The organism is Nitratidesulfovibrio oxamicus (assembly GCF_015731765.1).
GTDB lineage: Bacteria > Desulfobacterota > Desulfovibrionia > Desulfovibrionales > Desulfovibrionaceae > Cupidesulfovibrio > Cupidesulfovibrio oxamicus.
In genome coordinates this window covers 1-23,133 of record NZ_VRYY01000734.1, presented here as the reverse complement: position 1 = coordinate 23,133, position 23,133 = coordinate 1, and the positions used below count along the sequence as shown (strand labels likewise).

The window sequence follows — 23,133 nt, the reverse complement described above, 5'->3', positions numbered from 1 at the left end:
TTCAATACCAGCCCTTAAAAATTTGAACCCATTCGATGACAAAGTCAGCGTGTTCCATGGATTCTTCTATATCGATTCTCTCGCTACCTGAATGCCCGGCTTTTTTGTTGCGAGCATCTGCCATATCAAGCAGACGAGTCAGTCGAAGCTCATCAGCGGATAGCTTGAGGAAGGGGTGATCGGAGTGCTCGATGGTAGAAAGCAGTGCAGCAAACATCAGAGCTTTCAGTGAGCTATTGCCTCGGATCAGCGCATTTCTAATCTCTCGCAAATTCTGTGACGCAAGGCGTCGAACTAATTCGTCATCGAGTTGTGCTATCGGAAGCGCCTGCAGTGTTTGTACGGCGATTTCCTTCGTCCACTTGTTATCTTGGCTTCTATCTGGGAGTCTGCGGACATCAACGGAAAATTGCTTCAACAGCCACTGCAGCACGCTTTCTGCCAGGTTGTGAGTCTCAATGAGAAGGCTAGTCACATCCTCCTGCCAAGACCTCTCCTGACTGGCCAGCACGGATCTTCGTCTCAGAACGCTGGCGAGGTATCCCTCAACAATCGGCACCTTCCGCGACCAGTTGTAGTCTGCAAGCAGTGTCAAGTCGATCTGGTTCTCCAGGGATCGGAGCCACTCCTCTGCCGATAAATCGTTCGATCTTGTCTCACCCACCGCGTCAGCGATGTATCTTGCAAGTCCATCGTTTCGCGGCAAGACTTCCTGCAGGGGTTTGCGTAACCACGACGCAGCCTGCTGCAACCCGAACGGATCGGCAACCAACCAGGGTTGTGCCCCTGCCTCGTCTGGAAAGATCCATGTCCACAACCACATCGGCTGCGCCGAATCTTCGACGAAGCTCAGGCTGTCAATACGGACACGTGCCGAAAGCTCGTCATCACGCTGTTTGGCGTGGTCATGATCCGTCCGATAGCGCTGAAACGCATCAAAGAGGGCCGCTGTATCCAGTGCGTCCTCTCGGAAGTGATTGAGGCGGAAGGGGCGATCCTCCTTTCCGGAATCGAGGTCTCGCAGGAACACTGGGTAACCACGTTCATCGACTCGCTTCGCTTCGATCTCTGGAAGCTCTTCAGTGAATCGCGGCAGCCAGTTCCCCGAAATCGCGTCCTGATATGCGTACCCCATGCGGACTTCCTCGCTGGCATCCTGAGCCTCTTCGAGGACACGCTCACCTTGAGAGGTGACTGATCCCGAGGTGGTCATCCAGCCGTTCGGGATCAGTTGGGTTGCAATGATGAATGCCACCAGTTCTCGGTCCAGCCCCAGCAACTCAGCCATTTCCGAACTGTCCTGGCATCTGGCCCTTGCCAGTCCAAGGATCGCCTGCTGGAACAGGTTCAACTTGAGGACACGATTTGTTGGATAAAGAACCTTCCAAACGCGGACAGGCCACAAGAGCGGCCGCCCACCCGGGGGGCGACGGACATCGAAGCAAAGATAGCGGTCAGCGGCCATGCGCCATCTCCTCTCTGCAAAGCTTGAGGAATGCAGCCAGGGCTGGGACACCTTCCTCGGTCTCGGGCCCTTCGGCCATGTGTTTGGCACCGACGGCGACGAGGAGCTTCCTCTGGCGACTCATCGCCACGTTCATGCGATTTGCCAACCGTAAGTGTCCATACTTGCTGTTTAGCAATCGTTCGCGCTCTTCCCCTTCCTTGTGATCGGGAATCACCACGTCGTTAGCTCGCACTACGGACAGAAAGACGAGGTCAAACTCTTTGCCTTGAAACGCGTCAACCGTGCCGACGCGCAGTCGCTCATCACCTGATTCAGTCTGCCGGTAGGAGCGCGCGATCCGGATTTCCCCATCCTCTTCCTCTGCCAAGCCCTCGTCAGCCAGTGCATCAAGTATCAGGTCACACTGGGCGCGGTAGAAACTGATGACCCCAATGCTCAGCGACGGCCCACAAGAATCTGCAATCCGCTTAACCTCTTTTGCAATAGAAATTGCCTCCGCCCGTCTTTCATAACCGGGTTTTAGGAATCTTTCTTTCCCGTCCTGCAGAGGCACATCCAACCAAGCCGCACATTTGCCTTGGTAGCCAGGAATCGTGTGAGCGAAATCCTCCGCAGGTCGCCCCGAGTGCAAGACGTCCAACCCCTCAGATTCATAGAACTGTTTGCTGATGAAGTCACCCAGTGTCGGATGCATTCTGTACTGCGTATCGAGCATCACCACGCGCTTGATGTTGTCGACTTTCTCTTGCTCTCTAAGCTGCTTTACCAGCCGCTCAAAAAGGCTCTGCTCATACGCCTTCGCTTGAGCCTCAGTCAGGCTTTGCCTGGAAATGAGTTCATCTTCCAACTCTCGCTGAACAAGGTGAGGCAGTTGTCGATGGTCGCCGACCAGGATGATGCGACGCCGCGCCATCGCCATTGGAACGAAAAGATCGAGAGGATTCGCTCTTGCGGCTTCGTCAATGACAACCGTGTCGAATTCAATTCCTTCTGATGCATCTAGGTCGCTCAACTCCTTCAAGCTGCTCATCGCCTTACTAGCTGACTGCTGGCATGTCGCACCGACAATGCTGGCGTACTCGCGGACCGCTCTAGCTGCCTCATTGGGGGCTTGGTAAAGTGCCGCCTGGTACGAGGCCACTACCGCAGAGATGCCACGGCGAGATTGGCGTAAAGGCGCATCGATTGCGTGCTCGATCTCGGCCAAGAGCCCGAGCGCTTCTCCGCTCAACGCCTGCTTAAGCTGCGGGGGCCTGTAATCGGGGCTAAGTCGATCCAGCATGGACTGCTTAAACGCGGCCAATTCAGCAAGATCTGCTTCTGTTGCATCGGCAACCGTTGAAAGACGCTGGAGCAAGCTCCATTCCGAATCATTAAGGTTGCCCTTGTTACGTCGCAGCGTACGCTCGAGCTGGTGAACTCTGTCCGGACCGTCGTCGGCGAACCCAATAGAACTGGTGCGCAGGGCCCTCACCAAGCGCACAAGCCCAGCAGGCTCATTGGCCTGACGCTGGGTTTCGACTCTTTTCTGCTGAGCAAGAAACTCATCCCATCGGTCCTTAATATGGGCCGGAAGACGAATATCTAGCTCGAACAGCTGACGCAAAAGGACATCAATTTGCTCGAACTGTGTTTGGCGTTCCTGTGCCGACATGCTCGCGAGTCTCAATGCTGTGATACGTCGATCCAGCTCTTCCAATGGTTGAGTCAGCGGCTCATTCAGCCGAATCGCGTCGAGTCGAACTGAGATTTCTTTCCGTTTGCGTTCACACCAAACACTAACGGGGTCGACACCGCCTTCGTCACGGCGCCCTCGGCCGCCAATTCGAACGGCAGGCAAGCCAAAGACTTCAGCACGATTCAGGGCGTTATCGACTGCATCGTGCTGGTAACTGCTAATCAGCACTTGGTGCTGCAGCGAGTTTTCACCGAGTGTTTCGGCAAGGCGCCGCTGCAAAGCTGCAATGACCTGGGTCTTGCCCGTTCCTGGTGGGCCAACGATGAGTGCGATATCAGGTGTATTTATCGCCTTCTCCAGCGCCTCAATCTGGCGCTTGGTCGGAACACCCTTGAAGCAAGATTTGGCGTAGGTGGATAAGCCGTCGAGCTGACGTCGCCGGGCGCTTGGCGGAGCCACCCCTTCCAGCAAGTAGCTCAGTTGCGGCAGTCGCCGCCCTTCATTGATAGATTGCCTTGCGCGCGCACGACGTGTCTGTACGGCTTCATCACCTGATAGCGAGTAGTAGATGAACCCCTTGGTTGGGGGGCGTTCTGAACGCCGATCCTGGCTCGGAACCAAGACCACACCCTCTCGCTCGAACCGTAATACACCACGAACCGGGCGACGGCGTGCTCGATCAGCTCTGTCCGGCGCGTCTTCAACCTCGGAATCAAGATCAAGCTCCCGATCCCCAAGCTCCACTTGCGTCGTGTTCGCCAGCCCCAAAGCTTTCCATCGTTTCCGGAAATCCTTGAGATGATCAGCATCAACTTTTAGAAACCATGCCCACAGTTCACCTTCGACGAGCTCCGCACTCTTGAAACGAAGAGAACCCAGTTCCCTCGCGCAATCTCGAGCCTGCTCCCATTCGAGCGCACCATACTCTTGCCATAAACGTAGGTAGCTGCCGTTGTCGCGCAGCGCGGCATCCAAAAGTGCGCGTTGCTCTGTACTCTGGAGACGCACGGCGACACTGGCATCTTGGAAAGAGATCTTGCCAACGGCCATCGCTACACGTGCTGTAGCCCCCTTGAGACGAGTGACGCTCATCAGTTTCAGCACGCCAGCATCTCGTTTGACGTTGCCGCGCCAGCCTGCACCAAACAGAACGAAACTCTCATCGGAAGCGTTGTCGAACCGGCCAAGAAAAACACGATCCATTTCTGGGTTCGGTGCTTTCTCGGCAGAGATGAATTGCTCATTCAACCAACCAACTGCAGTGGGTACGTCCGGAGCAGAAATCTCCCCTCTGCTGACCAATTGCTCCGCAATGGCCTCATCAACAGAAATCGCCATATCCAGCTGGATCTGCTCGACCAAATCCAGCGATTGAAGTTGGAGAACATCTCCATGTCGATTTCTTAACACCCACAACGTCAGACCTCGTTGGACCTGAAGCGCAGTTCGATCTTGGCGACCTTCTGCTTTGCCAACGCAGACGGAATCGCCCTGGCGGAGGAGATAGTCATGGCCGTGTGCCTGTACTGATACGGCCTCACCAATCTGCCAATCGGCACCTAGATCGTCACAAGTGAACTGGGCAAGTTCACCCGACAGAAGAGGAAAGTCGCAGAGATTCATCGTTGCCTCACCAATTGAAACGCCAAACGACGTGCTCTTCTTCTACTGCGCCTAGGTGGAGCCAGAAAGACACTCCTGAACGACTGTCTGACTTGAGCCGCTGACGACGCACAACCGCGACGACTTTGTCATCAGATGCTCTCTGCAAGGAAACTTGCGTACCGACTGATGGCTCTATCCACAACCCATCCTGAGCAAGTTCGACAGTGCATAGCGGACGGGCATCCGCGTACAGGGACGTCCCCAAAGGCAAAGTCTTTAACTCGGCAGGGCTCATACTCAAAACCATCGCCTTGCCTGTGCGAGTCCAGCACTCTTTTCGAATCAACGACTCTGGAACATCTTCCGGCAAGCCCTCCCGGAGCAGATCCGGAGGCATATAGCGATATTCCTGCAAGAGGATCGTGCGATTCGTGTCCTGGGCGTGATCGCAAAATGGACAGATGTGCTTCGAGGTGTAGAAAAACGTGCTGCCGCAAGACTCGCATTGATCGCAATGGCCTGTGGCAGCCTCGAAGGCATCTGCCCACTCATTCAGACTTGGCCGCTCACCCGGATTGTTCAGCCCGGCATTGAAGCATCGTTCAAACAGCGCACGCAGTGGCGCATTGAGCGTGATTTCGCGAGGCAGACCTATCGACAAGACATTGCTGCGATCAACTGGGTGATCTACCCAAGGGAGTTCGCCGCGGAGGGCTGCCTCTTCACGCTCGGGTTCACCCTCAAGCACAACGTCCCCCTTGAGGGGGTGAACCAGCGTGAGGATGCGATACGCCATGACCGCAAAACTCCAGCTGTCGGTCAGTGTATTGATGCCGGACTCTCCCCTCAGAATCTCTGGAGCCCCGTAGTCGGGGGTGAATACACCTTGCTGACCGTCACGCGACTGACTCGCAACGTTGTCGGCGTCGATTAACCAGACTTCGGCGTACTCTAGTGACTGCGATACGAAGACATTTGCAGGAGAAAGATCGCCATAGGCGAGTCCTCGGCCATGCAACTCCGCCAGGACCCGAGCCAGTCGCGCGAGCATCTTCAACCGGCGCAACAGACCGCCTGTCTTCACATAGCCCGAGAGGCCTTCATCTGACATCAAGGCGTCCGTCGCCACCTGCATCAGTTCAGTCATTGGGGCCAGTCCATCCATCAGTTCCATGACGTAGCCGGGCTGCGGCTGCGTAATAAGAGCTTGTGGATGAGCGATAGGAAGGCCCTCAAGTGGCTGACGCATAAGTGCGCGAATCTTGCTCGTCCAACTGTTTCGCTTTTCTTCTGTGGTTGCGCGAGAGACTTTGACGAGTACATTTGGGTAGTTGGTCGTGCAAACGATCCCCTGACCGCCTTCGCCGATACGCCCTGTCAGTTCATAGGACTGACCGTGTTGGTCCAGCACCGTCCTGTTTTTCTTTGGTGCCTCTGGTGTTGCTGTGCTCATTCAGACGTCCTAAAAATGGCCACGAGTGTTTTGTCGTCGCTGTGTAAGGGTGTCGCCCAGTCATTCAGTTCAGACTGCAACCAGCGTCTGCCTCTGCGCCGATTTCGAGCGCTTAAGTCTTGGTAAAGCGCATCAAAGAAGTCGGCAAGATGTGCAGGTTCGAGGTCATCGGCCACGCCATCTGTCATCAAGACAACACCATCACCCGGCTCGGTGAATCGGCCTTTCGTACAGCTCCATTTGTCCTGCAGGTGCGTGGACTCAAGTGCCCAAGTCTGATTGCCATAGGCTGTGCGCTCTGGCGTGATGCGACGGAACTCGCCAGCGCATTTCACCAGCAGAAGACCATCACCCAATTGGGCTGCATGGACCTCGCCTTGATCTGTCACGCGGCCGAACAGCAGCGTGGTCGCGGCGTCTCGAGGAGTTGTCGGAACGATCGCTTCAAGCCATTGCTGATGAATCAAGGGCAGCGTTGCCGGCAGATCGAAACTGCTCGATGTAGCGCGCAAGATCCGCCGGGTAACTTGGCAGGCACTACGTGCCCCCAGATCACTACGTGCTCTCGATCCCAATCCGTCTGCCACAGCCGCAATCCAGCCACCTCGGCAACCCGCCAGAACCATCGCGTCCTGATTAGGCTCGCCCAGATCCCGGTGTCGGGGGCCAATGACGCTCGCGCCGCAGGCAATAAACCTCATTGGAAGTCGAGGTCCAGTGCGTCGTCATCCGGCGGCGGGACAACGAATGCGGTTGAGATGTCTGGATTTTGGCTTGCCGTGCGAGTGGTCACACTCATGGTCACTGCACGGAAGAAACGGTGGATGTCCCGGGCGTTGTGGGCCTTGAAAATAGGAGCCTCTACGTCGTTCGCAAAATCCTTCAGCATTGCTTCATCGGCATCCGGCCCAATCGCCATAGCTAGCCGGGTCGCCTTCTGTGCCCGCTCGGAGTCGCAAAGAGCCTTGAAAGGAGCCTCCCAGTCGTCGGTCGGTTGTCCATCAGACAACAGAATCAAGACGGGGCGATAGGCTCTGGAGGGGATGCGATCCTTGTCCTCCAGCAACTGACGCGCGAGATCAAATGCCGCACCCATCGGCGTGACACCGTCTGCCTTAAATTCCGAGAACCCTGCGACGCCATGTGCCGCAACCAATGGCAAGTGCATCTGCGCCTTGCCACCAAAGGTGATCAGGCCCACCTGGATCTCGGTGCGCAAACGACTTTCCTTGGCGAAAGTCGAGACCATGTCCTTCATCGCAGCATTTAGCGCTTCGATCTTGCCGTTCTCCCCCATGCTGCCACTTGTGTCAGCCAAGACGATCACGGGGAGAGGCCGGGGCGTGGCGACAGCGAATTTTTTGAGACTGCTCATCTTCTTTGTCCTTTGATCAGGTTGATTTTTGGCATTCGGGCTTGAGGGCTTGGGTGGTGAAACCGGCACCTTGATGGAACGCATCGCGAGATCGCCGACGTATCGACTCACGATGTCTTCTTGGTATTTGGCAAACCCCATGATCCAGCCTCCAATTCATAAAAGTTCTTATGCTTACGCACCATCCGTGCCAGCTTTTTTGGACTGGTACTTGAGCAACCAATTCGTCAAAGTTTGGTAACTGCCAAGACCCAACAGCTTCGCTGCCTCAGTCTTGTTGCCACGACTCTGCTCCATGGCCCTATCCAAGTAGTGCCGGGCTACATCTGCCATCAGGTCAGGCAGCGAAAACCCCTCGCCAATTGCAGCCCCGAGAATGGCGTCGTCGGTGCCGGTGGTTGTGAGCGAGAGAACCTCATCGACATCCTCGGTGGCTATCTCCTCTCCTGGCGCCCAGATGGACGCCCTCAAAAGCGCGTTGTGCAGCTCCCTCACATTGCCCGGCCAGGCGCGGCGAAGAAGAAGATTTCTTGCGCCAACAGATAATGTCTTATGTTTAAAGCCCGGCTGGGAAGTTGCTTCGCGATTGATCTGCGCCAGCAAAGCGTCGATCAATAGATTGAGGTCCCCTTCGCGAGCGCGCAGGGGAGGCAATGCCAAGATGCCAACCGCGATTCGATGAAACACATCCTCTCTGAATCGCCCCGCCCGAACTTCTTCCGGCAGAACTCGGTTGGTAGCGGCGACGATGCGCACATCGTTTTTTCGGGACTTACTGGCCCCCAGGCGCGTCACCTCATGCTCCTGGAGTACGCGCAGCAATCAAACCTGTGACTGCAGCGGCAGTTCACCGATTTCGTCCAAAAAAAGCGTCCCGCCATCAGCTGCCTCAAAGTAGCCAGCACGGGTTGCATGGGCGCCGGTAAACGCACCCTTTTCATGACCGAAAAGCTCGGAGTCGATCAGTTCGAGCGGGATGGCCCCACAGTTGACTGCAACAAAGGGAGCGCCTTTTCGCTTGCTGGAAGCGTGGATCGCACGTGCAAAGAGTTCCTTGCCGGTCCCGGACTCCCCTTGGATCAATACGGGCAGATCCCGTTGCGCCAATCGCTGCGCCATCGCGACTACACGCTTCATCGCATTGCAGCGGTGAATGATGCTGGCGAACTCCGGCGCTGCCGGGGGCAATCCTTGGACAAGGTGTGCGAGAGCTTCGTCAGCTTGCTTGTTCGCAACTGGAAGGAACTCAGCGGCCAGGTCGAATGGAACAACGACAGGACGCACGCCGTGTTCACGAGAGGATTCGATGAGGTTGGCCCCGTACTTGGCTTTCGCCAACAGCACCCAGACAGCAGCCATGGCAGGGGTGCCAGGGCTCACGTGAAAAGTGACCGGCAGCTCAGGAGAAGAAGAGAGCGTCGCGGACACCGCTCCGTTGGCTGCGACGTATATGTCTTCGAAATCGGTGGGGCTACGCAGTTTTGCGTACCGCACCTCTGTAGCTCCCGTGAATTTGCCGCTCAGCCACGCCACGAAGTTCTGCGTTTTCTGCTGACCGTGATCTGATAGGAGCACTAGACGGTCATACACCCCGGTCTCCAGCGCCATCAAGATGGGACCGAAGTCTGTGCCCGACGCATCTTCCGAGGCGCGAAGGTCTGAGTTACCAAGCCAGGCAAAAAGTGTGGGCATCAGGCATAAGAAATTATGTGACTACATAAATTTCATTCTATCGTGGGTCATATGCATATGGAAAGCGTCGTAGGCGCTGGCTGATGACAAGCGAAATCCTGGACGGCGAGGAGCGCAAACCGATCAACTTCACACTACCCCGGCATTCACTCGCCATACCTCATTGCCCCAGCTTCCGTCGCAGAGTATTATGTCATCAATTTGATGATGTAAACTGCCTAGCAATGAGCAATCGAACAACCAATTTCGGTCTAACCGTCATCTTCCGTGGGTGAGGATCACCTGACCATGCATCCCCAGCGCGTTGAGAGCTTGAGCCACGCCCAGCGCGAGCGGCTGGCCTACATCGACTTCCGGCTCTACTTCTTCGGTGAGATCGGTCGCCCAGACCTGATTGAGCGCTTCGGTGTGGCTCCGGCAGGGGCGACACGCGATTTGGCGCTGTACCGAGAAATCGCGCCGCAGAACATCACCTTCGACGGCAGCAACAAGATCTACCGCATCGGGCAGGCGTTCTCCCCTCTGTTCGATCACGCATCGCAGCGCGTGCTGTCGGCGCTGGCTCTGGGCTTCGGCGATGGCGTGAACGGCGCAACGCAGCCGCTGCTGCCGTGCGAGTCACCCACCGCCCTGAGCAATCCCAGGATGGATGTGTTGGCCCCGGTCTGCCGGGCGATCCACGCCAAGCGACCCGTCGCCATCCGCTACCACTCGATGAGCAGCGGAGAGTCCGAGCGGGTCATCGTGCCCTTTGCCCTGGTGGACACCGGTCTGCGTTGGCACGTCCGAGCCTTTGATCGCAAGAGCGGAGAGTTTCGGGACTTCGTCGTTACCCGTATCGAAGCGCCAACGCTGCTCGACGAGGAGCCACAGGCCTTTGAGCGGCCGGACAACGACATCCAGTGGACGCGCATCGTCGAGCTGGACTTCGTGCCGCACCCGCGCCTTGAGCGCCCCGAGATCATCAAGATGGACTACGGGATGACCGACGGCTCGATCCGGATGCGCGTTCGTGCCGCCGTCGCGGGCTACATGCTGCTGCGCTGGAGCGTGGACTGCTCGCCCGACCATCGTCTCAAGGAAGAACAGTACCGCCTGTGGCTCAGCGATCCGCTGGCGCTGTACGGCGTCGAGAACGCCAAGCTGGCTCCGGGCTACCAAGCCCCGAGCAGCCCAAAGAAACGATAGGAAAGAAAAACGCCAATGGCCAAGACACTTGAAGCCCACGACAAACTGATCCGGGATATCTTCGAAGGCAGCTACCAGTTCGAGATTCCGGACTACCAGCGCCCCTACGCCTGGACAACCGAGCAGGCCACAGAGCTGTTCGATGATCAGGCCGAAAAGCCCCGCTGCCTTGTTCGGAGGCAGGGGGATGTTGAATGCTTTTTTGGGAATTATTCACGAAATGCTAGCCAAAGGAGTGTCAATGAGATTCTCGCCGTGGGAGAGATTTGAGAATCGGGAGAAACTTAGGGGTTTTCGTTTTCCAGGAATCTATGCACTGGCAATTTCTAGTCGAAATATCGCGGGCACGCCGTTCGGCTATGTGAAAGAAATTGTTTAGGCTCTAGACCATCAGGTTAAGCCCTGATAGGCTAGAATCATGTTTAAAAACAGCAAATTAAGCCGATACAAAGCCGGAAAAATTGCTGAATGCTTTTGCATCGATATTGATGCCACCAAAACTGCCTTGCTCCTGAAGCTCAACCGGAAGACCGTGAACAGGTATTTTCTGGCATTCAGGACGCTGATTCACGCTCACCAGACATCCCAAAAGGAGAAAATCCTGGGGGTTGTTGAGGTTGACGAAAGTTTTTTCGGCCCCGCCAGGGTCAGAGGACGCCCCGGCCCCAGAAAGCGAGGAAGAGGCACGCTCAAGCAGCCAGTGTTTGGGATCTACGAGCGAAACGGCTCCGTATATACCGAACTGGTGCCGGACTGCTCGGCCAAGTCGCTCCAGGCGATTATCCGGGGGAAGGTCGCCCTTGAAAGCGTCGTCCACTCCGATGGATGGCGAGGATACGAAGGCTTGGTTGACGTCGGTTATGACAAGCACTTTCGCGTCAACAAAGCCAAGCACTTCGTCGAGAATAACGTTCATATTAATGGGATAGAGGCTTTCTGGAGTTTCACCAAGCGCCGCCTCACAAAATTCAATGGGGTGAAAAGGAACTTTGAATTACACCTCAAAGAATGTGAATGGCGCTACAACAAGCCCCTATCCCAGCTCATTGCCGAACTGAAGCTACTGGTATCAAAAAACGAAGACCTGATGGTCTAGAGCCTTGTTTATTTCGGAATGACAAATTCAAGGGTTGGCTTGCGGAGACGATTGAACGCATTTAATAACACGCTTCGAGATAAGTCGGGGCCTGGTCACGGCGGGGCTGAACGTTTTCGTTACGATTATGAGGATGGCGAAATACTTTCCCGAAAGCTCTACGTGGCGATCTGTCCATTTGAATGCGATGTAACATCTATTGATCGCAAGGATCTTGAGGCTATGGGGGAGGTCGTTCGTGCTGAGTACATAGCGTTCGCGAATTATGCAGAGTTGTTTGGTAGGTTGCCAAAATACAACGATAGACACCGCTCACCGAAGCGGAAAGCGTAGTGTGGCATATATACCGAGACTTCGCCACGGGCTGGGCCACGACGCCCGGTCACACTACGCAACCTGTGAAGTTGATCTTGGCTCTGGAGATGGGACCCTGTTGGAGAGGAGAGCGCCTAATCCAGTAGTGACTAGCTCGCCTTATGTCAGGATATCTCCCCACATTCTGGACAGACAAATCTCCATGAACAGTTGGCGGGCTGGTCGGTTGAAACTAGGAGCAACTCCAGTAAACGCTCGCGCGAGTTTTTGCGGTACTTTGTTTTTAGGCGAATTTACCGTAATGCGCTCGCTCCCCATTCTCTCACATTCAAGGGGACATAGCCCTTGGTCCTCGTTTTGGCCAGGTAGCTGGCCCACTCCACGCATCTTTGGATATCTCGTTCATAGCAGGCATCATGACGATCCAGGTGGATGAAGTCAGGGTGTCTGTTGCCGTCTCTGCTTTGGTCGCATTTTTGAAGGAGGCCAGGGTAGTCGATCCCAAGGGCTCTCTGCCAGAGTTGTTCAGCCTTCTCCATGTGGTTCCAACTGCTTTTTGTTAGGTTGCCATTTAGAAGCAGCATTACGTGGTAATGCTGGTGTTTTTCTCTGGATTGTTCACGTGCCCAGGCGTACTGGAAGGCTATCCCCTTGCGGGATAAATAGCGTGTAAAGCTGTTGAAAAAGCGCTGAATGTCGTTGTTTTTACGGGATGAATAGAAGTCTCTCGGATATCGTAAGTCAAAGCGAATGAAGAGCACTCTGCTGAATCTACTCGTCATGTACTCTATGCGGTCAATGATGGTATCAAGGATATCGATGCGACATGGTTTGTCGTCATACGCTTGAACTGGATAGTCTCTGTGGGTTTTTTCTGTTATGAACATGGCGTACTCCTTTGTTTGGCTATTGAATTAATGGAGAGTGTTATTTGTTACACAAAAAGAAGCCGACACTCGTGATGTCGGCTCTTGGTATGGCTAGCTTTGGCTAGCTGGTGATGTGTTGGTGTAGTTTTTGTCGTGTGTGTATGTTTATATTCCGATATTTATTTTTTGTGTCTCTTTATGTATTTAGTCTTTGTTTATAAATAAGAAATATTAAACAAGAAAAATAGATATGAAATATTAATAAGGAGGATAATGAATAATGTGTCTATAATAGATATAAGAGAGATATTACCATTTTAGCATGTGTAATTTTTTGAATATAAAAGTGATATGCTGGATATTTGTGGGTTTGAACTTGATTGCTGGTGAAGTTTGATGTGCTGATTTTTTGTCAGACTTATTTTTTTACATACTATGTAGGGAGCGAGTGGTGACTTGTAGAAATTTCAAGCGCCTGTATGTGGCCGCAGTGTTTTTCCTGTTTTTGGCATTCCCCACTACGTTGTCTTTCGCGTGGGGCGGGAAGGTTGTTGGTGTCTCAGATGGCGATACGGTTACTGTGCTCAGCAGCAGCCATGAGCAAATTCGTGTTCGTCTGTATGGAATTGATGCTCCTGAGAGCGAGCAGCCTTTTGGCACGAAATCCAAGCAGAGCCTGTCGGGTTTACTGTTTGGTAAGACAGTAGAGGTTGATGAGGTCGATGTTGATAGATACGGTAGGGTTGTCGCTCGTTTGCATGTCGGCCAGGTTGATATCAATGCGGAGCAAGTCAGGCGGGGGATGGCGTGGGTGTATGATTCTTACTGTCGTGATGCGGTATGTGTCGATTGGCGACGGTTAGAGCATGTCGCGCGTGATTCGTCTTTGGGGTTGTGGGGTGATCAGCGCCCCACGCCACCGTGGGAATGGCGGAAGAGTAGGAGGGGGGCGTCCACGCAGGGTGTCCAGCATGAGAGTGGCGTTGGAGGCCAGCCTTCCGGGGTAGGATATCACGGCAATCAACGTAGCCACGTTTTTCACCGTTCAGGCTGCAAGGATTATGACTGCCCCAATTGTGTCGTTATTTTTGAGACGCGTGAGGATGCAATAAAGAAAGGCTTTAGGCCTTGTGGCGTGTGTCGGCCTTAGGGCTTCTGTGTTTTGTTGTTTGTTCGCTTTTGTTGAATCGTTTTTTTTATTCCTTTGAAGTGGCAAGCCTGCCTTTTTTGATGGATTTATCTGTTGCGTCGTACGTATGTTGTGCCAGATTGTAACATTCGCTGAAGTAATCACATTTTTTTGAGAGGTTAAGGCAGGAGTCTTTCTCACATATAGCAGTCTTTCTGCGTGACCTGATAGTCTTTTGTGTCTCGATAAATGCTTCGGTTTTATTCATTTTCTTGAAGTTTATGTTGTCCCAGAGCACGAGCGAAAATAATCGGTTAGATATTTCGGCCTCTACGTCTTTAAGTTTTGTAGTGTTGAAGAACGTATTGAAGTAGTGGCGTGTTATTGTGTCATCGTTTGTGTGTTTCTGTGGATTTTGCTCGTAGGCGATCATCGAAAGGGTTGACTTGATTCTGTTGAGAACGTCATCGTAATGCTGGTCGAGTTCCTCAAAATCAATAAAAAAGCATAGGTGTTGCAGTGCTTTGCTTTTATCTGCAAGGGGTGTGTTATACGTTTCTTCTATTGATGCCCATAATGGCATCCAGTTGATATTGAGGAAGAATTCTTTTTTTGGGAATATTGGTTCTATGGAGGCCGTGATGTTTTTTTCGCTGATGGCAAGCATAGAGTATTCCTTGTTACGGAAAGTGTCTGCGTGCGTAGCGTATACTCCGTGCTCAAGGGATATTTTTGATAGGCCGCTTATTAATGCTTCGTTTGCTTTGTTAGATATGTATTCATTGTATACGTCCATGAATTTCCAGTGTTTGTCGAAATCGTCGCCATGCGCATGGTCCATCACTCGTCGTAAAAGCGCTTGATTGTATATGTCCATATCTTCATTGTCTTTATCCATAAAGGTGTAATATTCTACAAATGCGTCTGCAGAATGTTCGGTGTAAAGTTCTCCAAGTGTGTTTTGTAGGTCAGTCTTCAGCGCCGGGAGGAGTGATAAATGTTCTTCATATTTAGGGTTTGTAACGATGTGCCTGAGTGCGTATTCGTTGTTGAAGAAGGCAGAAAGTTTTAAGCGATATCCTCCTAGGTCCGCATTTTGTTTTTTCATGGCTTTTTTATCTCCGTGTCTGTGGGGCGGTTGAGTGCGTGGGCTATGGTTTGTGTTGCGGCTTCCGCAGCTCTTTTAAGTGCGTCATCCCTGAGGTGGGCATAGCGCTGAGTCATTGCGGGGCTTTTATGTGTCATGAGCTTTTGTAGCTCGTACATGCTGACCTTGCCAGAGCTTGCCAGCATGCTTGCATACACATGTCGTAGACCGTGAAATGGACGAAAGCCCTCTGGGAGGCCTGCTTCTTTTTTGATTGCGTCGGCCTGCTTCCGGATATCAACCAGTCTTCCACCACCCTTGCCTGGGAAAACGTAAGTGCTGATCAAGGGCGGAATCGACATTAGCACTTCGCGTGCGAGGTCGTTGAGGGGGATGCGCTCGGATTGTCCAGACTTCGCTCCCTTGCCATCATCGTTCCCAACAAGATTGATGAAACCTCGTTCCCAGTCAATATGCTCCCATTTTAGGCTGAACATTTCTCCTCTACGCATGCCAGTGTATAGGGCGAGCAGCATCATGTTGCCAGCCTTTTTGTGTCTTGTATTCGCAATAGCATCAAGAAGCGAAATCAGTTGCTCTGGTGAGAGGTCTTCGGTTCTTTCATTGTTAAGGCGCGGCATTTCGAACTGAACAGCAATTTGTGATTGAAGTATCAATCCTTTTTTGACGCCAAATGATATAATTCGACGTAGTAGTTCCAGAATGTTCCTAATTGTTCCGGGCTTCTTTCCGGATTTTGTAAGTGCCAGGCGTAGGTTGTCGACATGTGTCGTTGTGATCTCTTCAGGCTTCAGGCTCTTAAAGGCGTTCAGGTGGACAGTGAACCTGTTTTGGTCGGCTGTAAGTCCTTTGAGGTTTTCATTCCGGCGTTTGTACTCTTCCCAAAGGCTATGGATTGTCCACTCTTTGGTGGAAAGGGCGCTTTTTTCCGCTTCACGGGTCTCTTTTCGGGTGAGGCGTTTGCCTTCAAGTAGTTGGCCGCGGATTATCGAGGCTCTGGCCGGGGTCATGTCGTCGGCGTATTGTCGGCCCACCTTTGTTTCGATGAGCTTTCCATCTCGTTTATAAACTGCGTAGTATACGCGCTCAATACCGTTGCCGCCTGTTCGTATGGTTTCACGGTAATAGACGCCTGGGTAGGCCGTCTTGATTCGTTTCGAGGGTGGCATGCTTCCTTCCTTGGTAGATGGGGTGGGGTGGTGTGGTGGTATTTTCCAACCCTATTTCCATACTGTAAAGCAAAATCCAACCAAATTTCCAACCGGCGAGCTCATGCTGGAGACTAATCAGAAGCAAAAGAGATAAAAAAATTCTTTGAATATTAGCATATTAATTTGTTAGGCAGTGTTTTGTTTAGTGTGGTTTACTGCGAAACTCTTGGGCTCATAACCCGAAGGTCGTCGGTTCAAATCCGGCCCCCGCAACCATATTTGAAGGCCCTGAAAGGCAACTTTCAGGGCCTTCTTGCTTGTTCTGCGCGTTGCGTTGGTTTTTTGCAGCATTTCTGCAAGGTTGCACGGGGTGAGGGGAATACAGCTCCAATCGCCGCAAGATGTGCGGAGATTCTCTCAACTCTTTCGAGTGGCGAGGCCCCTTACCCGGCGGATGCCTTCTGTCCCCCCAACCCACCCGCGCTACGCCGGGAACAGCTTCACCACGCTGGTCAGGTTGGCGTCGCCAAGGCCTTCGTCAATGCCGCGCCGGAATACCGAGCGCGCGGCGGCTATGGTGGGTGCGGCATCGGGCGAGCCGGCGGCCTTGAGCGCGTAGCCGAAGTCCTTTTCGACCAGATCAACAGGAAACATCACGGGCGCCTCGCCCGAAAGCAGCGAGCCAATGGCCCGCTGGGCGTAGGGGCTCCATACCGCCGTACCGGCGATGATGCCCATGATCTTCCGGGCATCCGCGCCGTTGCGGCGCAGCATGCCGATCAGTTCGGCGATGGCGGTCACCTGGACGCCCAGCAGGGCGTTGGTGGCCAGCTTGGTCAGCGCGCCCGCGCCGATTTCCCCAGTATGGTTCACCGAGTTGCCCATGGCCAGCAGTACCGGCTCGGCCTTGTTGCAGGCGTCTGCGCTGCCGCCCACCAGAAAGATGAGCTGCGCGGCGTCTGCCTGTGGCAGCGACCCGGATACCGGGGTTTCCAGCAGGGTCACGCCCCGGCTGACCGCCTCCGCGCCCAGATTTTTGATCCAGTCCACCGACAGCGTGGAACTGTCCATGGCGATGGCGCCAGGCCGCATACCCGCGAAGGCCCCGGTTTCGGCGTCCAGCCAGACCGTGGCGGATGCGGCGTCGTCGCGCACCATGGCCAGCACGAAGTCCGCCCCGGCGGCGGCATCCCTGGGCGTGGCGGCCTGCGTGGCCCCCAGGGCCAGCAGCGGCTCCGTCGCCCTGGCGGTGCGGTTCCAGACGGTGACCTGATGCCCGGCCTTCAGCAGGTTGGCGGCCATGCGCCTGCCCATTGCTCCAAGGCCCAGCACGGCGATATGGGACATGATGATGCTCCTTGGTCGCGATGCGGGTTGGTTGCCCCGATTTGGGAGGACGTGGCCCGATGTGGCCGAGCGTGACCGATGCGGAGCCGATGCGAGGAAGACATGAGCGGACGCGGGCTGACTGAACGGACGGGGCTGACGGTGACGGCCCCCGCGCCGGTCCGCCGCAGGGGACGGCGGCCTTTGTTCAGTATAGGACGCCTGACGCGTTTTACAATACGGAAAGGCGGACCGTGCGGCCTCGTCCCGTGTGCGGGGGCGAGGACGGACGGTCCGCCTTGGTTGTGTGTGGGGGGCTGGGGGCAGCCGCGGGGTGCCACCATTGGAATGGCAGTGACGGGCATGCCGCCGTTGGCGGCCCGTGTGGCCCGTCGGGGTAGTGGGGTTCGTGAGCCCCGCGCGGGCTGTCCCCTTATGCCCCTCTATGCCGCCGGCACGCCGTGTCCTGCCTGCCGGGTGCGGTCCGCCAGCCGCGCGTGCCGCTCACGGTCGCGCAGATGCTGGAGCAGGGCCAGGGCCTCTTGCGGGGGGCGCTGCTCCACGCGGCGGTACTGGCGGCCATCCGGGGTGCGGGTGGTCATGCCAAGGTCGCACAACCAGCGGCGCAACAGGGCATGATCGCCGAAGTGATGGCAGGCGCGCAGGGCGTCGTCCATCTGGGTGCCAGTCAGTTCGTGCCCGGCGGGCAGGCGCGACCACACCCACCACAGGCAGAGCCGTTGCAGGCTGACCTTGCCCGGCCAGCGGGCCAGCAGCCCGTCCGGCCCGAAGTGGCGGGCGGCGCGTTCCACGCGGCGCAGGTCCACCGGCTCTTCCGGATTGGCGGGCTGCGGCGCGGCAAGGCGTTCCAGCCGTTCCTGCGCCGCGAACTGGGCGCGATAGTGCTGGAAGTTGCGGTAGCCCACGGCGCGGACCAGCATGTTCAGCAACTGGACATGGCTGACATGGCTTACAGGGCTGACGGGGCCGGGTGCATTCGCGGGAACGCACGCGGCATCACCGGCGGAACCGACAGTGGGGCTGCCAGTGGCATCGTGGGCGGGGTTGCCGCAGGCATCGTCAGTTGGGCGGCCACCATGGCCTGCCAGTTGCAACGGCATGGCGCACGCCGCCAGTTCGCGTTGCAGCGAACGGGCCAGTGCGGAGACGTCCTTGGCGATGAAGGGAAAACGAGGTCTGGACATCACCTATCCTCTCGACGTGCCGGTCCGGATGGGGTGTCGATGGTCACTGGCTTTCGACGCGGCACGAGGCAGGTGCGTGTCGGGATGGAGAGATGGCAGGTTTAGCTTCCCTCAGGGGGACAGTGACGCCTTGGTGAACTGCCGACCGGTTCCGGGTCTACACCGGGGCGCGGGGTTTTTCAAGCGGGGGGGGCTACGGGCGGGCCAGCCGGTGAGATGGGCGCGTCATGCAGAACGGGGCGGCCCGGCTTTCGGCTGGTCCGTGTCATTCGAAACGGGGCGGCCCAGCTTTCGGCTGGTCCGTGCCATGCGAAAGGGGGGCGGTCCAGCTTTCGGCTGGTCCGCCCCGTCGGGTATGCATCGCTGTATTCCCCGGTTACCTCACGTCGGCAGGGGGCAACGAGGACAGCGAGGACAACGACGCCAGCGGCGCGCCGTAGTACGCCTTCAGGTACAGTTCGCGGATTTCCGCGATCAGCGGGTAGCGCGGGTTGCCGCCGGTGCACTGGTCGTCAAAGGCCTGTTCGGCCAGCAGGTCCACCCGGTCCAGAAAGTCCGCCTCGGCAATGCCCGCCTCGCGCAACGAGCCGGGAACGTTCAGGTCGGCCTTCAGCGTTTCTATGGCCTGCACCAGCCGGGCCACCTTGCTGTCGCGGTCGTCGCCGCAGCCTTCGGTCAGTCCCAGCATGTCGGCGATGCGCGCGTAGCGCCCCTTGACGAAGGGGTAGCGGTACTGCGGCATCAGTCCCTGCTTGGTGGGGGTGTCGGTGGCGTTGTACTCGATGACGTGCGAAAGCAGCAGCGCGTTGGCAAGGCCGTGCGGCATGTGGAACGTGGCCCCCAGCTTGTGCGCCATGGAATGGCACACGCCAAGGAACGCGTTGGCGAAGGCCATGCCCGCAATGGTGCCTGCGTAGTGCATCTTTTCGCGGGCCATCACGTCGCGCGCGCCATCATTGTACGCCCGGCGCAGGTACTTGAAGACCAGACGCACGGCCTCCAGCGCGTTGCCGTCGCTGAAGTTGTTGGCATAGGTGGAGGTGAAGGCCTCCACCGCGTGGGTCAGGGCGTCCAGCCCGGAATGCGCGGTAAGCGTCTTCGGCATGTCCATGACGAATTCCGGGTCCACGATGGCCATGTCCGGCGTCAGTGCATAGTCGGCGATGGGGTACTTCATGCCCGTGGCGTCGTCGGTGATGACGGCAAAGGGCGTCACCTCCGACCCGGTGCCGGACGTGGTGGGCACCGCCACCATCACGGCCTTCTTGCCCAGCTCCGGAAAGGCATGGACCCGTTTGCGGATGTCCATGAAGCGCATGGATATTTCCTCGAACTTCAAATCCGGCTGCTCGTACATCAGCCACATGATCTTGGCCGCGTCCATGGGCGATCCGCCGCCAAGGGCAATGAACATGTCCGGCTGGAAGGCGCGGATGGAATCGAGCGCGGCGTAGGTGCCGGTAAGGTCCGGGTCTGGCTTCACGTCGCTGAACACCCGGTACTGGATGCCCAGCTTTTCCAGCACGGCGGTCACCTTGCCCACGTGGCCCAGGGCTTCCATGGTGCGGTCGGTGACGACGAAGGCGCGCTTTCTGTCGCGCATGTCTTCCAGCGCCAGGCGCAGCGCCCCCATCTTGAAGTAGATTTTCGGGGGCACCCGGAACCACAGCATGTTCTCGCGCCGTTCGGCCACGGTCTTCACGTTCATGAGATGCTTCACCCCGATGTTTTCGCTGACGGAATTGCCGCCCCACGAGCCGCAGCCCAGCGTCAGCGAGGGCGCCAGTTCGAAGTTGTACACGTCGCCGATGGCTCCCTGCGACGAGGGCATGTTGATGAGCGTGCGCCCGGTGGTCAGCACGTTCTGGAAGTGGACGATGCGCTCGCGGTTGGATTCGTCGGTGTACAGCACCGATGTGTGCCCGGCCCCGCCCAGTTCCACCAGACGCTGGGCCATGTCCACGGCGGTGGAAAAGTCGGGCGCGGGGTAGAAGCCCAGCACTGGCGAAAGCTTCTCGTGCGCGAACGGGTCCAGCGGGTCGATGGCGTCGCGTTCCGCGATGAGGATCTTGGTGGTCGGCGGCACGGTGATGCCCGCCATGGCCGCGATTTCCGCCGCCGATCGGCCCACGATGGCCGCGTTGAGCCTGCCGTCGGTGAACACCACGCCCGCAAGGGCCTCCGCCTCTTGCGGAGAGGCGAAGTGGCAGCCGCGCGCCGCGAATTCGGCCTTCACCGCGTCCGCCGCCGCGTCTTCCACGATCACCGCCTGCTCAGAGGCGCAGATCATCCCGTTGTCGAAGGTTTTCGACAGTATGATGGAGTTCACCGCCATCTTCACGTTGGCGGTGGCGTCCACCACCACCGGGGTGTTGCCCGCGCCCACGCCGATGGCGGGCTTGCCCGAGCTGTAGGCGGCATGCACCATGCCCGGCCCGCCGGTGGCAAGAATCAGCGACACGCCCCGGTGTTGCATGAGCTGGCGGGTGGTGTCAGGCGTGGGCGCTTCCACCCAGCCGATGACCCCGCGCGGCGCGCCTGCGGCCACGGCGGCCTCATGCACGATGCGCGCGGCCTCCACCGTGCATTTCGCGGCGCGCGGGTGCGGCGCGAAGATGATGCCGTTGCGCGTCTTCAGCGCCAGCAGCGCCTTGAAGATGGTGGTGGAGGTGGGGTTGGTGGTGGGGATGATGCCCGCAATGACCCCGATGGGCGCGGCCACCTCGCGGTAGCCGTAGGCCGGGTCGTCGCGGATGACCCCGCAGGTCTTGTCGTCCTTGTATTTGTTGTAGATGTATTCCGAGGCGAAATGGTTCTTGATCACCTTGTCTTCCAGGATGCCCATGCCCGTTTCCTGCACGGCCATGCGGGCAAGGTGGATGCGCTGGGCCGTGGCGGCTGCAGCGGCGGCGTGGAAGATGGCGTCCACCTGCTGCTGGGTGAAGGTGGCGAAGGCGCGCTGCGCCTCGTTCACGCGGGTGACGATGTCGTCTACGCAGACGTTGCTTGGGGAAATGTTGTTTGGGGAGATGTTGTCCAGGGAGATGGCGTCCGGCGTGGTGGCCGGTTTCGCGCCCTGTGCGTTGGGCTTCTTGCTCATGGGGGCTCCTTGCCGACGGGAAGGCGGTGCCTGCCCGGCGGACGAGTTCCGGCGTCCGTTGCGCCGCTTGCGGGTTGCCCGTGGCCGCCGCCGTGTCGGGATGGGCGGAGGCTGCGTCTATATTTGTGCATGCAACCATTCATGGGCGAGGGCGTCAAGACCGGCATGGTCCGGAATGGGAGCGTGCCGGTCGTTGCAGGCTTGCCGGATGGGTATGGTGTGACTTTTTTGTGAATTGTAGTCGTGTGGAGGACCTTTATACTAATATATATGGGAATGCAGGATGATGCGATGTAGTCAGTGTTGGTCGTGCTATCTGCTCAGAACGTGTACAGTCCTTGCCTCTCGACGGACGGCGGCGGATTGGGCATGGTGACGAGGCGTTGATTCACGTTTTCGGCAATAGGCGATCCGAGCGCCCGCCTGCGGGATGTCCGCGTGTTCGGGCGACGACAACCCCTCAAATGCGGCAACGAAACAGCCAGGGAGGCCACATGGGCGACCATCGGACAGCGCAGCCGGATGTCACGGCGGTTCCGGGCGCGGTGGTGCAGTGCCTCCAACTGGACGGCAGTCCGGCAGAGGTGCTGTTGGAAGGACGGATGGAACTGCCCACCCCTGCGGGCGTGCTGGTGCCCCAGTACGCGCCGGAAGACCCCCGCAGGCAGCGGGTGCAGCCGGTGGAACTGCACCCCGGTGGCGGGCTGAAGGCGGTGTCGTTGCAGGAAAGGGCGGTGATCGAAACGCCCGTGGGGTCCATGGTGGCGGAGCGGGTCACCTTTCACCCCGGCGGCCAGTTGCGCCGGGTGTTTCCACTGGATGGCAAGATTTCCGCCTACTGGAGCGTGGAGCACGAAACGGCCCTTGCCGGGCCGCAGCGCATGGCAACGCCCATCGGCGTTGTCAGCGCGCGGATCATCTCCGCGCACTTCTTTCCGTCCGGTGCGTTACGCAGCGTCACCCTGTGGCCCGGCGAGCGGTTGACCATCGTCACACCGCAGGGTCCGGCCAGCGTAAGCGTGGGGTTTTCGTTCCACGAGTCGGGCGCGCTGCGTTCGTTCGAGCCGGACGCCCCCTTCGAGGCCAAGACCCCCGTGGGTACCGTGCTGGCCTTTGATAACGATCCCGAGGGCGGCATGGCTGCGGACCTGAACTCGCTGCAATTCGACGAGGCAGGCAACGTGACCGCCCTGACCACCGCCACCGACAAGGTGGTGGTGACCTGCAAGGCCGTGGCGAGTGCGGGGCCGGGTGGACGTTGCCCGGAGGGGCATCGTTCGGGCGGGGCTGATGCTGACGGAACCGGCGAGGACGCGTGGCCCGCCTGCTGCCCGGACTGCGCCCGCTGGTCCGCCGCCACCGGCAGGCAGGTGCG

Annotated in this window: 17 protein-coding genes and 1 pseudogene; 5 read left to right on the top strand and 13 right to left on the bottom strand. The window is 57.1% G+C overall.

What is annotated here, in order from left to right; genetic code table 11:
- Nucleotide 1: 1 nt before the first annotated feature.
- From FVW20_RS17915 to FVW20_RS20020, 7 genes and pseudogenes are all read right to left on the bottom strand, one after another.
- Entirely contained in the window at nt 2-1,465 is a 1,464-nt protein-coding gene (locus tag FVW20_RS17915; RefSeq protein WP_196610649.1) for a hypothetical protein, read from the bottom strand.
- Nucleotides 1,455-4,769, bottom strand: a complete 3,315-nt coding sequence (locus tag FVW20_RS17910) for a DEAD/DEAH box helicase (protein ID WP_196610648.1) — start codon at nt 4,767-4,769, stop codon at nt 1,455-1,457. The genes FVW20_RS17915 and FVW20_RS17910 overlap by 11 nt, the downstream gene beginning before the upstream one ends.
- Before the next feature lie 7 nt (nt 4,770-4,776).
- Entirely contained in the window at nt 4,777-6,204 is a 1,428-nt protein-coding gene (locus FVW20_RS17905) for a protein kinase domain-containing protein (protein WP_196610647.1), read from the bottom strand.
- The gene (locus FVW20_RS17900) at nt 6,201-6,905 is read right to left on the bottom strand and encodes a PP2C family serine/threonine-protein phosphatase (RefSeq protein ID WP_196610646.1); all 705 of its coding nucleotides are present in this window, start codon (nt 6,903-6,905) and stop codon (nt 6,201-6,203) included. The genes FVW20_RS17905 and FVW20_RS17900 overlap by 4 nt, the downstream gene beginning before the upstream one ends.
- Nucleotides 6,902-7,720, bottom strand: coding sequence for a vWA domain-containing protein (locus FVW20_RS17895; protein WP_196610645.1), 819 nt, complete (start codon nt 7,718-7,720; stop codon nt 6,902-6,904). Before FVW20_RS17895 ends, FVW20_RS17900 begins: the two co-directional genes overlap by 4 nt.
- Before the next feature lie 33 nt (nt 7,721-7,753).
- Complete coding sequence (locus FVW20_RS19915) at nt 7,754-7,912, bottom strand: helix-turn-helix domain-containing protein (protein WP_269145850.1); 159 nt, start codon at nt 7,910-7,912, stop codon at nt 7,754-7,756.
- Between the two features lie 129 nt (nt 7,913-8,041).
- Nucleotides 8,042-8,938, bottom strand: a pseudogene (locus tag FVW20_RS20020) (sigma 54-interacting transcriptional regulator); the annotation flags it as partial.
- Between the two features lie 621 nt (nt 8,939-9,559).
- Here FVW20_RS20020 and FVW20_RS17880 point away from each other — a divergent pair.
- From FVW20_RS17880 to FVW20_RS17870, 3 genes are all read left to right on the top strand, one after another.
- Nucleotides 9,560-10,459 (top strand): helix-turn-helix transcriptional regulator, encoded by a 900-nt coding sequence (locus tag FVW20_RS17880; RefSeq protein WP_196610642.1) that lies wholly within the window; start codon nt 9,560-9,562, stop codon nt 10,457-10,459.
- A 15-nt stretch (nt 10,460-10,474) separates the two neighbouring features.
- A complete protein-coding gene (locus tag FVW20_RS19905; protein WP_231039238.1) occupies nt 10,475-10,729 on the top strand; it encodes a GmrSD restriction endonuclease domain-containing protein in 255 nt (84 codons plus the stop codon).
- A gap of 148 nt (nt 10,730-10,877) precedes the next feature.
- Entirely contained in the window at nt 10,878-11,555 is a 678-nt protein-coding gene (locus tag FVW20_RS17870; protein WP_196610641.1) for an IS1595 family transposase, read from the top strand.
- 608 nt (nt 11,556-12,163) lie between these two features.
- On the opposite strand, the gene FVW20_RS17865 is transcribed toward FVW20_RS17870, so the two are convergent.
- On the bottom strand, nt 12,164-12,757 hold the full coding sequence (locus tag FVW20_RS17865) for a YagK/YfjJ domain-containing protein (protein ID WP_196610640.1): 594 nt from the start codon (nt 12,755-12,757) through the stop codon (nt 12,164-12,166).
- Between the two features lie 430 nt (nt 12,758-13,187).
- On the opposite strand from FVW20_RS17865, the gene FVW20_RS17860 reads away from it, so the two are divergent.
- Nucleotides 13,188-13,889, top strand: a complete 702-nt coding sequence (locus FVW20_RS17860; RefSeq protein ID WP_307831640.1) for a thermonuclease family protein — start codon at nt 13,188-13,190, stop codon at nt 13,887-13,889.
- 46 nt (nt 13,890-13,935) lie between these two features.
- Here FVW20_RS17860 and FVW20_RS17855 read toward each other — a convergent pair whose 3' ends face one another.
- The 5 genes from FVW20_RS17855 to adhE form a co-directional block, all read right to left on the bottom strand.
- Nucleotides 13,936-14,976 carry a hypothetical protein gene (locus FVW20_RS17855; RefSeq protein ID WP_196610639.1) on the bottom strand — a complete coding sequence of 347 codons (1,041 nt, stop codon included), beginning with the start codon at nt 14,974-14,976 and terminating at the stop codon, nt 13,936-13,938.
- Nucleotides 14,973-16,145: a tyrosine-type recombinase/integrase gene (locus FVW20_RS17850; protein ID WP_196610638.1), complete on the bottom strand. Its 1,173-nt coding sequence runs from the start codon at nt 16,143-16,145 to the stop codon at nt 14,973-14,975. The genes FVW20_RS17855 and FVW20_RS17850 overlap by 4 nt, the downstream gene beginning before the upstream one ends.
- A gap of 465 nt (nt 16,146-16,610) precedes the next feature.
- Nucleotides 16,611-17,780, bottom strand: a complete 1,170-nt coding sequence (locus FVW20_RS17845) for an NAD(P)-dependent oxidoreductase (protein ID WP_269145849.1) — start codon at nt 17,778-17,780, stop codon at nt 16,611-16,613.
- A 116-nt stretch (nt 17,781-17,896) separates the two neighbouring features.
- Nucleotides 17,897-18,658 carry a DUF2087 domain-containing protein gene (locus tag FVW20_RS17840; protein WP_196610636.1) on the bottom strand — a complete coding sequence of 254 codons (762 nt, stop codon included), beginning with the start codon at nt 18,656-18,658 and terminating at the stop codon, nt 17,897-17,899.
- Between the two features lie 376 nt (nt 18,659-19,034).
- Entirely contained in the window at nt 19,035-21,758 is a 2,724-nt protein-coding gene (adhE, locus tag FVW20_RS17835) for a bifunctional acetaldehyde-CoA/alcohol dehydrogenase (protein ID WP_196610635.1), read from the bottom strand.
- A 494-nt stretch (nt 21,759-22,252) separates the two neighbouring features.
- Between adhE and FVW20_RS17830 the strand changes: the two genes are divergently transcribed.
- A partial coding sequence (locus FVW20_RS17830; protein ID WP_196610634.1) for a hypothetical protein occupies nt 22,253-23,133 on the top strand: 881 nt, incomplete at its 3' end.